The sequence below is a fragment of the Magnetovibrio sp. PR-2 genome (genome assembly GCF_036689815.1).
GTDB lineage: Bacteria > Pseudomonadota > Alphaproteobacteria > Rhodospirillales > Magnetovibrionaceae > Magnetovibrio.
The window spans coordinates 132185-146280 of record NZ_JBAHUR010000008.1 but is presented as its reverse complement, the minus strand read 5'-3'; the positions used below and the strand labels follow the sequence as shown (position 1 = coordinate 146280).

Below are 14096 nucleotides of genomic sequence, written 5' to 3'. Positions count from 1 at the left end.
GCTATCTTTTATTTTGCGACCTTTTATTTTGCGACTGGCAGTACGGCGGTAATGTCGCGGCCTTGTATCCCGGCGCGCCGTAACGGTGGACTTCGGCACCAATGATGACCTTGCCACCGAAAATCTGATTTACGGCCCCGGGGATGACGGTGGATAGATCGCTGATCTCTTTGTCGGTGACGCGCCGGTTTTGCGGCAGAACATGATTGAACGCTTGATATAGCTGGTCCATCACGTTGGCGACCCGCCGACACACGCCGACTTTGGTGTCCCAGTCTTTCACATGCAAAATGACCGCGAAGTACTGCGGCCGTTCAGAGGTGCTCAGCGACGACAATGGCCAGCGCATGGTCTTTAACCAGACGCTTACTGGCTCTTGTGTTGCGGCTTCGTCTTCGGGTTCAGCAGCAGGCTCGGGCTCGGGCTCGGGTTCGGGTTCGGGTTTTGGCTCTGGAGCCGGTTCAGGTTCAGGTTTCGCTTCTGGCTCTGCTTTAGGGGCCTCAGCTTTGTTTGCGGCGACAAGAGGCGGGGTCTTGGGTTCCGCGATGATGACTTTCGGTCGCGATGGGCCAACGGTGATGTTGAGCAAACCATAGACGGCACCGGTTAAGCTCAGCACGAATATCAAGCTCACCGGGATCAAGACTTTAGGTCTGAGCAAGACATCAATCTTCCACAGCCAACCGGAACGGCGGTCGATGGTTGCCCCGGCCTTTTTGCGCTCGACAAAAATCCGGGCTTTTTCGATGCGTGTGTCTTTGATGCCCCGCAAAAGTGCGGTGACGCCTTGTTGCTGGACGGGCAGTTCTGGGCTTTCGCTGAGAATGATCGCCAGCTGGGTCTTCAGGCGTGCAACTTCGTCCTCGTCAAGGCGGCGCGTAAACAGCTTTTCGATCACCACCGTGGTGGTTTGACGCAAGACGTCGGTGTTGGGCGACTGCATCACCAGCTGGATAAAGCCAGTTTCTGCATCCTCAAATACAAATTCCCAGTCGGTTGTGCCATCCGGCGTTTGCGGCCAATCGGCTTTCCCAGCAATGGTCATGGGGTAGTCATTCCCTTAGGTTACAGACATTTTCTGTAATATTTTCGATATGTTACAGCTATTCGTGATGTGCCCAAAGCACAAAAGCCAAACGAAAATGGTTGCGCCATACAAACGTTCTCGGTCATAGTTTAATCCTCAATGGTTGACGACTTATTAGGGGGTACACCAATGGAATTGGCTGGATTTGCAGGATTTGCGGGGGCGATCCTTCTTTTTGCCCTGGCAATCGTCTTTATGGGTGTCAAAGTCGTGCCGCAAGGCATGGAATACACGGTCGAACGGTTTGGGCGCTACACCACGACGCTAAAACCCGGACTTCACGTCATCATTCCCGTGGTGGACCGTGTTGGTGCCCAGTTGAACATGATGGAACAAGTTCTCGACGTGCCGTCGCAAGAAGTCATCACCAAGGACAACGCCATGGTCACAGCCGACGGCGTGGTGTTCTACCAAATCTTGGATGCCGCCGCTGCGGCCTATGAGGTCAACGATCTCCACCGTGCGATCTTGAATTTGACCATGACCAACGTGCGGACCGTGATGGGGTCCATGGACTTGGATGAGCTGTTGTCTCAACGCGACAATATCAATGCCAAACTGTTGACCGTGGTGGACGAAGCCACGACGCCGTGGGGTGTGAAGGTCACGCGCATCGAAATCAAAGACATTTCGCCGCCGCGCGATCTGGTGGATTCCATGGCGCGTCAAATGAAAGCTGAGCGCGAAAAACGCGCACAAATTCTGGAAGCCGAAGGTTCGCGTCAATCGGCAGTGCTGCGCGCAGAAGGTGAAAAACAAGCCGCCATCTTGGAAGCCGAAGGCCGCAAAGAAGCCGCTTATCGTGACGCTGAAGCCCGCGAACGCGAAGCTGAGGCCGAAGCCAAAGCCACCAACATGGTGTCCGAGGCCATCGCTGGCGGGGATGTGCAGGCGGTGAACTACTTCGTTGCGCAAAAATATGTTGAGGCCTTGAAAGACATCGCCTCGGCCCGCAATCAGAAAGTCTTGTTCATGCCCATGGAAGCAACCGGCATCTTGAGCTCTCTGGCCGGGATTGCGGAACTGGGCAAAGGGGCTTTTTCGGATATGAGCGACAAACCGGGCGGAGGCAGCAGTGTTCCACCTTCTCGCTAGTGTGATGACGGGGCAACCACCTTCTGACGAGCAGATGCTGCCTATGAACGTGTTTGACGAAGTGACCTTTTGGCACTGGTTGATCGCGGGCGTGGTCTTGTTGATCTTGGAAATGTTCGCGCCGGGTGTCGTGTTCATGTGGCTGGGCTTGGCGGCTTTGCTCACAGGCGTGGTGTCGTGGTTGAGCCCCGACATGGCCATGGAATGGCAGCTGATTGTGTTCGCCGTTTTGTCCGTCATCAGTGTGGTGGCTGGGCGGATGTATCTGAAGAAAAGACCGTTGCAAACAGACCATCCGACTTTGAACCAACGGGGCCAACAATACGTCGGGCGTCACTTCACGCTGGAGGAGCCCATCGAAGGCGGCTTTGGCAAAATCAAAGTGGACGACAGCACCTGGAAAGTGGCGGGCGATGACATGGCTGCGGGCACTAAGGTCGAAGTCGTGGCTGCCGAAGGGGTCATTTTAAAGGTGGAATCGCGGGGCTAGGTCATGGCCTCGTATGCAGGACCGAGCTGGCATCCATACCCCTTTGGCTTCGCGCCAAAGAAGTCGCAGGGCAGTGCAAATATTGTCTTCTCTTGGTGCGTTTCCAGACATATCAATGATGATAAGCATGGGTCCGGGTATAGCCAAAAACAGACTTCAGCATTGATTCTTTACGCTTTGTAAGCAATCATGCCGCCTAAATTTGAGCATGAATGGGTACAAACACTTCGTTGAGGAAGTATTGAGGTCATTACGAAAGCGCTGATCGGTTCTAAATAGCCCCGGACGCCCCCTGTTGGGCCTCTCCGTCGAAGCCTCACCGTTGTGCCTCCCCCGTCATTGTTAGCTGAATGTGTTTCAGCATCTCTGCTTGAGCGGCTCACCTAAACCTTTCTCGATCTGGGGTATGCTTGGCCGGGGGATGCTCGAACGAGACAGCAAGCCTATAGCCCGAGAAACATCCCGAAACAGGCCTGCTTAGAACGGGCTTCGATATTAATGAGAATAAAGAGATTGAGCGTTATGAATTTATGGTGGGAAAGAGAAGGCCTTCGTTACAACGAAGACCAAGAACTCACATTCGCGGGACAGTCTGTTCAAAGCCTTGGCGAAAAATTGGGAACGCCTTTGTTTTTGTACGACGGCGCGCGAGTGTTGGAGAACATCGAACGAGTTCAGTCCGCGCTTGACGCAACAGGCAAAAGCAATCGCATTTTTTACGCTGTAAAGGCCAATCGATTTGCGCCGTTGCTCACACTGCTGAAAACTCAAACATCTTGCGGTGTTGATGTGTGCTCTCCCGAAGAAGTTCGCCATGCGCTGAGCTGCGGATTTGACGTGAGCGACATCTCATACACGGGCACGTCCGTTTCCAACGCCGATCTTGATTTTCTTGCCAGCTTTCCGGACCTGTTGATCAACTGCGACGGGCTCAGCATGTTGCGCAGACTGGGTAAGCGCAGCCCTGGGCGAAGCATCGGCGTGCGCATCAACCCCGCCATGGGAACGGGGTATGGTTCCAACGAATTGTTGCGTTACAGTGGTGAAAAGCCCACCAAGTTCGGCATCTATCGTTCTGAACTGAATGAAGCGCTGGCGATTGCTAAAGACTACGATATGACCATCGAGGCCATTCATTTTCATACCGGGTGTGGTTACTTGGATTGCCAGCTCAGCCCATGGGAAGACATTTTGGGCGAATGCCTGAAGATGATTGAGCAGGTTGGGGATGTGAAGTGTGTGAACCTGGGCGGTGGCTTAGGTGTGCCCTATACAAAGGATGACGCGCCCCTGTCCTTGGCGGAGTGGAGCGACAAAATCAAACGAGTGTTTGGCGACAAGCCCTTTGAAATTCGCGTTGAACCCGGCACCTACATCGTCAAAGACGCTGGCCTGATGGTGTTGGAAGCCAACACCGTGGAAACAAAATCCGGTCAAGCTTTTGTTGGCGTCAACGGTGGCTTCAACTTGTCGATGGAACCTGTGCACTACAAGCTTCCGGCTGAACCGACACCCTGCAAACTTTCTGATACAAAAGAAAAAAGTTTTGATCCGTCAAACATGAAGGCGGTCAGCTTTGCGGGCAATATTAACGAAGCCCTCGACATCTTGTTGGAAGACTTTCCTTTCCCCCAAGTGAACGAAGAAGACCTGATCGCGTTCATCAATGCGGGGGCTTACACAACTTCGATGAGTTCAAATCACTGCATGCGCGGGGCGTTTTCGGAATGCCTCTTGCTGAATGACGATCAGTAAGACACCCTCACACGCGAAACGATTGAGACAGGACAGTATGGTTATGAGTGACGGGCAAGACAATTTTGACACGGGCGCCATTAGCGAAATAGACAAGCGTCATACGCTCCATCCGTGGGCCGATTTGGCGACCGCTGCAGACCAAGGCGACTTGGTGATGACCAAAGGCGAGGGCTATCACGTCTATGACAGCGAGAACAATCGCTACATCGACGGTATTGCAGGTATGTGGTGCGTCAACATCGGTTACGCCAATGAAGAAATGGCCGACGCCATCGCCGAACAAATCAAACAGCTGGTGTACTACACGCCCTTTGGTGCCATGACCAATCCGCTCTCAGCAGAACTCGCGAAAGTTTTGGCGGACCTAACGCCCGGCGATTTGAACCGGGTGCATTTGACTACGGGTGGATCAAGTGCGGTCGATTCCGCCATTCGATTTGTGCATTTTTACTTTAACGCGATGGGCCAGCCTGAGAAAAAACATGTGATTTCGCGCACCGAAAGTTATCACGGCAGCTCTTTTCTGAGTGCGTCGCTGTCCGGCAAAGCGGTAGACCGAACCTACTTCCATTACATGTCCGACTTCATCCATCACGTCGAAGGTCCCAACCCTTACCGTCGCGATAAAGCGTTGTCGGTTGAGCAGTACTTGCAGCACCTTGTTGATGAGTTTGAAGACAAGATCAAAGAGATCGGCCCCGAAAAAGTCGCCTGCTTTATTGCCGAGCCGATTATGGGCTCGGGCGGTGTCTTGGTTCCGCCTGCGGGCTACCACAAGGCCATGAAACAGGTCTGTGAAAAGTACGACATCCTCTACATCCTGGACGAAGTGGTCACCGGGTTTGGGCGCCTTGGGCATTTTTTCTCTGCCGAACCCGTTTGGGACATTGTGCCGGACATCATCACGTGTGCCAAAGGTATTTCCAGTGGTTATCAGCCGTTGGGGGCAACCATCATTTCCGACAGGTTGTTTGACCGCGTGTCCGGCAGCAACGCACCGGACGCGGCGTACTTTACCAATGGCTATACCTATTCGGGCCATCCGGTGGCGTGTGCAGCGGCGTTAAAGAATATCGAGATTCTCAAGCGCGATAAGGTGTGCGAACACGTCCAAGACATTGGCCCGTACTTTATGGAACAGCTTAAAAAGTTGGAGAAATACGACATCATTGGTGAAGTCCGTGGACATCACCTGATGGCGTGTATCGAATGCAACATCAGTCACAACATGACGGCGGCAGAAGACAAAGATATGCATGCCGCACTTGTTGTCGACAAATTCTGCGAGCAGTTCGGCCTGATCGTGCGCCCCTACGAAGCCCTGTTGATTCTGTCGCCGCCCTTGATCATCGACAAGACGGGGGTTGATGAAATGATCGCCATTCTCGCCAAGAGTATCGAACATGCGACCACCGAGTTGCAGAAAGAAGGATTAATCTAAGCATGCAAGTTCACCAGCTGATCAATGGGTCTCTTGTCGCGGGACAAGGCAAGGGCGACGCTGTTATCAATCCTGAAAACGGCGAAGAGATTGCTCTCATCAACAGCGCCAGTGCAGCCCAAGTTGACGAAGCGGTTGGTGCTGCCGAAGCGGCTTTTTCATCTTGGGGGGCGAAGCCGCCAGCGGAACGCAGCGTTTTGTTGACACGCATTGCGGACGAAATTGACAGCCGCGCTGAAGAACTGGCTAAGCTGGAATCGCTGAACACCGGCAAGCCCTATCAGCGCATGCTTGAAGATGAAATTCCCGCGATCTCGGACTGCTTTCGCTTTTATGCGTCGGCGTGTCGGGTGATGACCGGGTCGGCTGCGGGTGAATATTTCGAAGGTATGACCAGCATGATCCGCCGAGACCCCGTCGGCGTGGTTGCTCAGATCGCACCTTGGAACTATCCGTTGATGATGGCGGCCTGGAAGATTGCGCCTGCGTTGGCTGCGGGCAATTGCGTGGTGTTCAAACCGTCCGAAAACACCCCATTGACCATGCTGGCCTTGGCCCCCTTGTTCGCTGAGGTCTTTCCCGCTGGTGTGATCAACATCCTGACGGGCAATGGCCCTGACGTTGGGGCTGAGCTGTCGAAGCACCCCCGCATCCGCATGATTTCGGTCACCGGTTCGGTTGAGACCGGAAAAGCGGTGCTTAAATTGGCTGCGGGTAACCTTAAACGCACCCACTTTGAATTGGGCGGCAAAGCACCTGTTATTGTCTTTGATGATGCGGACCTGGACAAAGCTGTCGAAACGATCCGCGCTTATGGCTATTACAACGGTGGGCAAGATTGCGTCGCCGCGTGCCGGGTCTACGCCGCAGATGGCATTTATGACGAATTTTCTGAAAAGCTGGCGAAAGCTGTTTCAACCATCAAATATGGCGACGCAAATAATGCTGAGTCTGAAATTCCACCCATGATCACGGCTGCACACCGTGACCGAGTTGACGGCTTTGTCCAACGTGCTGTAGCAACCGGACATATTGAAAACCTGTGTGGTGGTAACAAGGTCGATGGCCCTGGGTTCTTTTATGAACCGACAGTTTTGGCGGGTGCCCTGCAAAAAGACGAAATCGTTCAAGAAGAAGTTTTCGGCCCGGTCGTGTCCATCACGCGCTTTGACAACACGGTTGAACAGGCGGTTGAGTGGGCGAACGATTCAGAATACGGGCTTGCGTCTTCCATCTGGACGAAAAACGTCGGCAAAGCCCATGCGGTTGCCGCTCAGTTGCAATATGGCGCCAGCTGGGTCAATACGCACTTCATGCTGCCCAATGAAATGCCCCATGGTGGCATGAAACAAACGGGTTACGGCAAGGATCTTTCCATGTATGGCCTTGAAGATTACACCGTCGCCCGGCATGTGTTGGTGACCCACGATCAATAGGGCGTGTTTTACTCTCCCCGATTCCATGGCGATGCGTGGAATGGGACAGAGGGCTTTCTGTTTTCAAGCACATAACTGCTTATCTGAGGGCATAACCCACCCTCAATTGACGAACATGTCTATAAATTGGGCAGATTTTGGCTGTGGTCAAAATTTAACCTCAATAACCTTGACACTTTCGTGGGTACTCCATAGGCTTGTCTGCAACATCGTCGCGGCGGTAATGTTCTCGATTTACTTGGTTTTTGGACAGTTTTGACTGATTCTCGGTAAGTTTGAGGTTCAATCCCTGAAAATGGATTGAGTGTTTACCTGGGGTGGTTTGCAGATAGTCTTACCCCCCCCTGTATCTAATGATCGTCGTTGCGACCGCCGTGCATACCGCTTTTTGTCCACTCTTGTAATAAATCAGTGGGAATAACCAAAAGGTGAGTGTGAAAGCCGGGTGCTCATGTGTTAACGCCATGCACCGTCTGGCAGTGGACAGTTCCACATAGCCCTTAGGTGGGCTGGGCCCGAAAGGGCATGCGGTCGCTCAATATAAAAAATCTTTTGTTTACGTCTCCGTCCCATGGACGGGGGTGACAATTTGCACGTTCGCCACGCAAGGAGAATTTGGCATGCATGTTACGAACACAATTGATTGTAATGGTCTATCCCCGGCCACAACAATTTTGCGCATCAAGCAAGCTTTGATCGCACGACCAGAAGATGACCTGCCGCTCAACGTGTTGATTGATTCCAATTGCGACTGTGACGACTTGGCAGACTCATTGGGTGACCTAGCCGAAGACGTTACGCTCACAGCTGGCAGTGACGCGTTTCACGAACAGGACTAAAACTTCGCTTTTCCACAAAAAAATCTGCGCTGAGCTGACCATTTCATGCGCGCCAAACAGGAAACATTATGTCTGTAGCCTCCGCCAATTCGTCCTCGGAAGAAAACGCGACACCAGAAGCTCCTGAATTTGCCTTCGATCCCGATGATCCTTGGACCCAAACGTTTCAAATGGGGCTCAAGCAAGCCAATTTAGAAGGAAAATCCGTGTATGAAGTTGGCGTGGGGACGGGCATCAATGTTGCTTATATGCTGCGCTCGTGTGGGGCTGAAACGGTTTTCGGCAGCGATTTGGACCCACGCTTGATCAAATTGGCGGAACGCAACTTGCGTAAGTTATCGCCTCAACACGCCGATCATTTTGATCCGGTCCACGGCAGTGTCAGCTTGATCGACACGGATGAAGCCCACAGCAAAATCGCAAAGACAGATGTTGTGATTGCGTGCATCCCGCAAGTGGGCGACCCAAGCGACCCGCGTCTGACGGCTTTTCGCGAAGCCCATGATGTTGAGCTTCCAGATGAAGCTGAATCCGAAGCCGAAGATCATCTTGCCCACTATTACCCGTGGACCATGTTTGACGAATATCCCTATAACGCAGTTGGTCTGGGCTTGAACGAAGCGCTGATGCGCCGCATTCATCAACACGCCCCGCACGCGGAAGTCTTGATGAATTTTGGCTGTCGCATCGGTACGGACATCATATTCGAATGTTTTGAAACCAACGGTTTTAAGCCGGAAAAATTGGCGTCAAAAATTGTCCGCCAAGATGACGGTACGGATATCTCGTTCTTCGTCGCGCTTGAAAAAGCGTTGGACGGGACGGGGTTGGAAAAACATCTTGTCTGTAAGTTTTATGCCGATGCAGATGGCAAAATACCGCTTTCGGCCTGTGAAGCACAGGCGTTGGTCGATAAAGATCCGCACGTTGACCTGTATCACGAAGTGGCTGTCATTCGCGGTACACCAATTGAAGGCTAAGCCCTTGCGCGTCAGCGTATACTCTGCGCATGGCAGATCATTTTTGCTTTTTATTATATAAAACCAATGGGTAAAGGTCGCACTTTCCATCTGCGCCCTTGATGATTGCCAAATTTCGGCTTTGAGTCATTTCCTTCAAGATGCGACTTGAATATGTCCGCCATGTGCAGACAAGCTGAAATCAACCAGCATCATTTTGACTCCATGACCTCATTGCTCCCCAGTCTCCATTTTCTCCAAAACCTTGGACAATTTTTTGAGCGTTTTGTTGCGGTCTTGATCACTTTCGCGACGGCGGAGGTTGTCAGACAGGCGTACCAGGAACGAAGCGTAGTCGTTGTGCCAGTCGTGGCTGGAGAATTCTTCGCGCTCGATCCTCGGTTTGATGCGGGCGTGTTTGATCTTGCCTTTGAGGCTCAAGACAAACGTTTCGTCCAACTGCGGGATGAAGACGCTTTTGGGTTCGCACCCGTGTGCCACCAAATGATCGCGCAAGGTCGCGCGCGCCATGTCTTCGCCGTGCGTGATGAAGATGCCACGTTTTACGGGTAAGCGTTCTGTGACCCAGTTGACAAGTTCCGTTTGATCCGCGTGAGCAGAATAACTGTCAAGGCGGCGGATGCGCGCTTTGACGGCAATCTCGCGCCCATGGATGCGCACCTTGTCAGCTCCCTTGAGCAACGTCGCCCCTAACGACCCGGCGGCTTGGTAGCCCACGAACAGCACGGTCGCTTGTGGTCGCCACAGGTTCGATTTTAGATGATAGCGAATGCGGCCCGCATCGCACATGCCGCTGGCGGCGATGATGATCGCGCCTCCGGTGATGCGGTCCAGGGCCATGGAATCTTCGGCGCGGTTGACGAATTGAAAACGCACGTTGCGAAACATCCCCCCGCGCCCTGACACGTCGTGCAAGGTGGCGGCGTGCATCTCAAACACCTCCGTCGCGCGGATCGCCAAGGGGCTGTCCAAATAAACGGTGATGGGCGGGAGGTCTTGATCGTCCAACAACAAGCCAATGTCATAGAGCAGCTCTTGGGTGCGTTCGACCGCGAAGGCGGGGATTAAAACATTGCCGCCTTTGCTTAAACCGTCCAACAATTCTTTCTTCAGCACATCACGGCGTTGTTCCAGTGTCAGGTCTTGGCGTTCGCGATCCCCATATGTGCTTTCGACAAACAAATAATCAATGCCGGTCGGTGCGTCTGGATCGTTGTGGAAGGACTTTTCATCCGGGCCGATGTCGCCGGAGAACACCAACTTGACCGGGCGCTGTTCGCTATCGACAGAGACTTCGACAGAGCTTGAGCCCAAGATGTGTCCGGCATTCCAGAACCGCACGTGCACGCCCGGTGCGGCCTCAAACCGCTCCCCGTAAGACTGGGTGACGATGAAGTCCAGCGCACGTTCGCCGTCGCTTTTGGTGTAGATGGGGTCAACCGGCTTTTCACCGCGACGCATGTTGCGCCGATTGATGCGTTTGACTTCTGTTTCGTGGATGTAGCCGCTGTCGGGCAGCATATAGGTGAGCAGATCACGTGTGCCCTCGGTGGCGTAGACTTGATTGCGAAAACCGTGCTTGACCAATTTCGGCACCAAGCCTGAATGGTCCACATGCGCATGGGTGAGCATGACAAAGTCGATGTCGGCAGGCTCGAACGGGAAGCGGCCGTAGTTGAGTTCGCGCACTGACTTTGTGCCTTGGAACAGGCCGCAATCGATCAAAAACTTTCCGCCTGGGTGCGTGACAAGGTAACACGACCCGGTGACGGTGCCTGCTGCGCCGAGAAACTTGACTTCAACATTGTTGATAAGCTTTTTGTTCATGGCATCCGGCCTCTCTTACAATTGTACGACTGCACAAGGCCGGGGGCAATCCGTTCACATCAGGTGTCGTCTTTGTCCAACAATCCCCGCATCCGACTTGCCGCACCACTGCCGGCTTCGGCGTAGATGTTGAAGACTTCATCAATGCCGTTTTTGTACAAGTCTTCTTCTTGATTGGGGTACAGAGCAATGGCGATGATGGGGCCTTGGTAGCCGCGTTCACGCATGCGTTTGGCCGCGTCCAAGTTGGCGTTGTGGTGCGGCATGGCGAGCAAGATCATTTCGATTTCTTGGTGAGACGATACCAGACGCGACCAAAACTCGGGGTTGATGGCATCGCCCAAAACCACGTTGCGCCCTTCATCGCGGGAGCGTTTGACTTCGGCTTCGTCCAGGTCGATGCCGATGATGGCGTCATCGGAGTTGGCCTGCATCTCGTCATAAGTAGCCCGTCCGACACGGCCCATGCCAAAAATGAGAATGCGGTGGCCGCCCAAATTGATGTCTTCGTCCCCGACCAATCGCTTGGTGGTTTCCAGAGGCTTTAGTTGCGGTGAGATTTTGCCATAGATGACATCCGCCAAAACATTGATGGGCGAGGACAGCAAAAGCGACGCGGTGAGTGCCAATGCGATGACGGTCAGCCAGACGGGTGCGAGCCAGCCTGCGTTGATGGCGATGGTGGCGACGATCAGGCCAAACTCCGAATAGTTGCCCAACACCAAGCCGCCGAAGGTAGAGGCCCGCGAGCGCATGCGAAAGCGCAGCATCAAGTAAATAAACAACATGGCTTTTAAAGGGACCAACATAAGCAGTAAGCCCGCCGCACCTGCGGTTTCCCACGTGGGCAAGCCCGTAAGCCCGATGGTTAAGAAGAAGCAGACCAAGAAGATGTCTTTGAAGCTGAGCAAGATTCTCGACAACCGTCCGGCTTTGGCATGACCCGACAGCAAAATGCCGATGACCAGCGCGCCCAAGTCGCCTTTCATGCCGACCATTTCGAACAATGCAGCGCCACCTAAGGCCACGGTGAAGCCAAATACGGCCAGCAACTCTTTGTGGCCACTGGCCTGCATCAAATAGCCCAGGATGTGGCGCGCCGGGATCAAAGCGATAAGAGCCACCGCCCAAAACGACGGCAGCTTGCCGATGGAGGCGGCTAAAAACACCACGGCGGCAATGTCTTGCATGACCAAAACGCCGATGGCGACTTGGCCGTAGCGCGACATCATGGAGCCGCGGTCTTCCAAAATTTTGACGGCAAAGACGGTCGAAGAAAAGGACAGGGCAAAGGCGACAATCAAGGCGCTGGTATAATCCAGATCGGCATACAACATGACGCCCGCCCAGCCCAAAAACATCAGCGCAATAAACGAGGCCCCAATGGTCGTCGCCATATGGAGGCCCGTTGTTGCCCAGATTTCGGGACGGATGAGGGTCTTGATGCGGAGCTTTAGACCGATGGTGAACAGCAACAACGTCACCCCCATGTCGGCAACGGCCAACAAGAACGGATCGTTCTCTGCCCCCAACAGGTGCAAGATGAAACCGGCCATCAAAAAACCGACCATGGGCGGCAAGTTGATTTGACGCACCAGCAGGCCAAACACAAACGCCACGGCGATCCACGCCGGGTCTCTGTAATCGATGGAAATGAGGATGGTGTCCAACGTTTGTCCCTTACCCGCACATCATGTAACTATGATTGATATGTGGGGACGCAGCAAGCCTGGACAAGGCATAGGCGGCTTAAAAAATGAAGAGATCCTTTCCATCTCCCCATCCTTTAAGCAGACTTAGTTGGTGCAGAGAAAACCGAGCTTGCCGGTCGTTTTGCATGTATCGGCGGTGACGGATTTCGCGACAGTAAAGGTCACGTCATTGGCAGGGTCCGTACATTCGCAGACCAAAGCGTTCACGCCATTGGTTTGGACCACCCACGTGTTGACATCGCACCGCCCATAACGTTTGGGCTGATCCAAGGTCACGTGCGCCGCCCAGTCTTTGCCTTTCGCCAGACGCGGGTCGGCGGCGATGGTGAAGGCGTCGGTGGAATAGCGACCAGAGCGCATGTCGGCGCTGAGGGTCGAGTGGGCGCTTTGTTGGTCGATTTTGATTTTACTCGGGCATTTGTAGGTTTCGGCCATAACAGGGGATGCGAACAGTGCAGCCACCAAGCCGAGGCAACCCACGACGGATTTGATGTTCGTTTTCATTGTCGAACTCCTCTTGGTTTTGATCTTTGTGTTTTACACACTCTCATGATGCTGAGCTGTGTCAGGTGTCACACGGATTGCAAACTTTTTACGCCACCGGGCCTGAACGTAACCTGTACGGGGGGACGCGCGAATAAAGAGGTATGGCCTTATGAACCGACAACGACTGAGGAGGCGATTTTGATCCACGCACGTCGAACTTTTTTTATCATGCTCTTTTGTCTTGGTTTGACCCAAGCGCTTCCCGCCTTTGCCAAGGACGCGATTTTCACCGCCACATTCTCCAACACAGCCGTTAAGGGCTACGATGCGGTGGCGTATTTCACCGAAGGCCGTGCGGTGAAGGGAACAGATGATTTTGAGCTGCAGTGGAAAGGCGTGGACTGGAATTTTTCAAACGCTGAGAACTTAGCTGCGTTCAAAGCCAACCCGGAACGGTTCGCTCCGCAATACGGCGGCTATTGCGCGTGGGCGGTGTCTCAAGGCTACACAGCGTCCACCGACCCCAAAGCGTGGTCCATTGTGGAAGGGAAGCTATATCTCAATTATTCCAAGAACGTGCAGAACACATGGGCACAGAATATCCCCGTCAATATCGCCAAAGCCGATGGGAATTGGCCGGGGGTGTTGGGGGAGTGATTGTTTTCAAGTTTGATCTCTGGTTTTATGACGTCTTGGCCGGGCTTGACCCGGCCATCCACGTCTTTGGATGCCACGGGCTCTGGGGGTTCAGACGTGGATACGCGGGTCAAGCCCGCGCATGACGTGTACGAGCAGTCGGTATTGTGATAATAATTTGCAACATTCCAGTAAGGTTAGGTTGAGGAATACGCAAAATGTCTGGTTTGAAGACTTCTGATCCAGAATTTGAAAAGCAAATGATTGCAGCGCGCATTATTATGCTGAAACGGCGTAGCGTTTTGCGGG

General features: G+C 53.4%; 12 protein-coding genes and 1 pseudogene. 9 read left to right on the top strand and 4 right to left on the bottom strand.

Features of this window, described 5'->3' with window-relative positions:
- Window position 1: 1 nt before the first annotated feature.
- Window positions 2-1045, bottom strand: a complete 1044-nt coding sequence (locus V5T82_RS11515) for a hypothetical protein (protein ID WP_332895786.1) — start codon at window positions 1043-1045, stop codon at window positions 2-4.
- Window positions 1046-1216: 171 nt separating this feature from the next.
- On the opposite strand from V5T82_RS11515, the gene V5T82_RS11510 reads away from it, so the two are divergent.
- The 8 genes and pseudogenes from V5T82_RS11510 (at window position 1217) to V5T82_RS11480 (ending at window position 9126) form a co-directional block, all read left to right on the top strand.
- On the top strand, window positions 1217-2182 hold the full coding sequence (locus V5T82_RS11510) for an SPFH domain-containing protein (protein WP_332895785.1): 966 nt from the start codon (window positions 1217-1219) through the stop codon (window positions 2180-2182).
- Between the two features lie 43 nt (window positions 2183-2225).
- A complete protein-coding gene (locus V5T82_RS11505) occupies window positions 2226-2672 on the top strand; it encodes an NfeD family protein (protein WP_332895784.1) in 447 nt (148 codons plus the stop codon).
- A gap of 498 nt (window positions 2673-3170) precedes the next feature.
- Window positions 3171-4040, top strand: a pseudogene (locus tag V5T82_RS11500) (type III PLP-dependent enzyme domain-containing protein); the annotation flags it as partial.
- Window positions 4023-4427 carry a type III PLP-dependent enzyme domain-containing protein gene (locus tag V5T82_RS18240; RefSeq protein ID WP_442917623.1) on the top strand — a complete coding sequence of 135 codons (405 nt, stop codon included), beginning with the start codon at window positions 4023-4025 and terminating at the stop codon, window positions 4425-4427. The pseudogene V5T82_RS11500 and the gene V5T82_RS18240, both read left to right, overlap by 18 nt.
- A 43-nt stretch (window positions 4428-4470) precedes the next feature.
- On the top strand, window positions 4471-5871 hold the full coding sequence (locus tag V5T82_RS11495) for an aminotransferase (protein ID WP_332895782.1): 1401 nt from the start codon (window positions 4471-4473) through the stop codon (window positions 5869-5871).
- 2 nt (window positions 5872-5873) lie between these two features.
- A complete protein-coding gene (locus tag V5T82_RS11490; RefSeq protein WP_332895781.1) occupies window positions 5874-7307 on the top strand; it encodes a gamma-aminobutyraldehyde dehydrogenase in 1434 nt (477 codons plus the stop codon).
- Window positions 7308-7927: 620 nt separating this feature from the next.
- Complete coding sequence (locus V5T82_RS11485; protein WP_332895780.1) at window positions 7928-8146, top strand: hypothetical protein; 219 nt, start codon at window positions 7928-7930, stop codon at window positions 8144-8146.
- A gap of 68 nt (window positions 8147-8214) precedes the next feature.
- Window positions 8215-9126 (top strand): methyltransferase domain-containing protein, encoded by a 912-nt coding sequence (locus V5T82_RS11480; RefSeq protein WP_332895779.1) that lies wholly within the window; start codon window positions 8215-8217, stop codon window positions 9124-9126.
- Between the two features lie 210 nt (window positions 9127-9336).
- On the opposite strand, the gene V5T82_RS11475 is transcribed toward V5T82_RS11480, so the two are convergent.
- From V5T82_RS11475 to V5T82_RS11465, 3 genes are all read right to left on the bottom strand, one after another.
- Window positions 9337-10953 (bottom strand): MBL fold metallo-hydrolase, encoded by a 1617-nt coding sequence (locus V5T82_RS11475; RefSeq protein WP_332895778.1) that lies wholly within the window; start codon window positions 10951-10953, stop codon window positions 9337-9339.
- Between the two features lie 59 nt (window positions 10954-11012).
- Window positions 11013-12623: a cation:proton antiporter domain-containing protein gene (locus V5T82_RS11470; protein WP_332895777.1), complete on the bottom strand. Its 1611-nt coding sequence runs from the start codon at window positions 12621-12623 to the stop codon at window positions 11013-11015.
- Between the two features lie 126 nt (window positions 12624-12749).
- Window positions 12750-13169 carry a hypothetical protein gene (locus tag V5T82_RS11465; protein WP_332895776.1) on the bottom strand — a complete coding sequence of 140 codons (420 nt, stop codon included), beginning with the start codon at window positions 13167-13169 and terminating at the stop codon, window positions 12750-12752.
- Window positions 13170-13379: 210 nt separating this feature from the next.
- Between V5T82_RS11465 and V5T82_RS11460 the strand changes: the two genes are divergently transcribed.
- On the top strand, window positions 13380-13808 hold the full coding sequence (locus V5T82_RS11460) for a YHS domain-containing (seleno)protein (RefSeq protein ID WP_332895775.1): 429 nt from the start codon (window positions 13380-13382) through the stop codon (window positions 13806-13808).
- Window positions 13809-14096: the final 288 nt, after the last annotated feature.

Bases quoted from the DNA above. Each gene is read 5' to 3' on its own strand.
- V5T82_RS11515 (WP_332895786.1), bottom strand. From the start codon at position 1,045: ATGACCATTGCTGGGAAAGCCGATTGGCCGCAAACGCCGGATGGCACA.
- V5T82_RS11510 (WP_332895785.1), top strand. From the start codon at position 1,217: ATGGAATTGGCTGGATTTGCAGGATTTGCGGGGGCGATCCTTCTTTTT.
- V5T82_RS11505 (WP_332895784.1), top strand. From the start codon at position 2,226: ATGAACGTGTTTGACGAAGTGACCTTTTGGCACTGGTTGATCGCGGGC.
- V5T82_RS11495 (WP_332895782.1), top strand. From the start codon at position 4,471: ATGAGTGACGGGCAAGACAATTTTGACACGGGCGCCATTAGCGAAATA.
- V5T82_RS11490 (WP_332895781.1), top strand. From the start codon at position 5,874: ATGCAAGTTCACCAGCTGATCAATGGGTCTCTTGTCGCGGGACAAGGC.
- V5T82_RS11485 (WP_332895780.1), top strand. From the start codon at position 7,928: ATGCATGTTACGAACACAATTGATTGTAATGGTCTATCCCCGGCCACA.
- V5T82_RS11480 (WP_332895779.1), top strand. From the start codon at position 8,215: ATGTCTGTAGCCTCCGCCAATTCGTCCTCGGAAGAAAACGCGACACCA.
- V5T82_RS11475 (WP_332895778.1), bottom strand. From the start codon at position 10,953: ATGAACAAAAAGCTTATCAACAATGTTGAAGTCAAGTTTCTCGGCGCA.
- V5T82_RS11465 (WP_332895776.1), bottom strand. From the start codon at position 13,169: ATGAAAACGAACATCAAATCCGTCGTGGGTTGCCTCGGCTTGGTGGCT.
- V5T82_RS11460 (WP_332895775.1), top strand. From the start codon at position 13,380: ATGCTCTTTTGTCTTGGTTTGACCCAAGCGCTTCCCGCCTTTGCCAAG.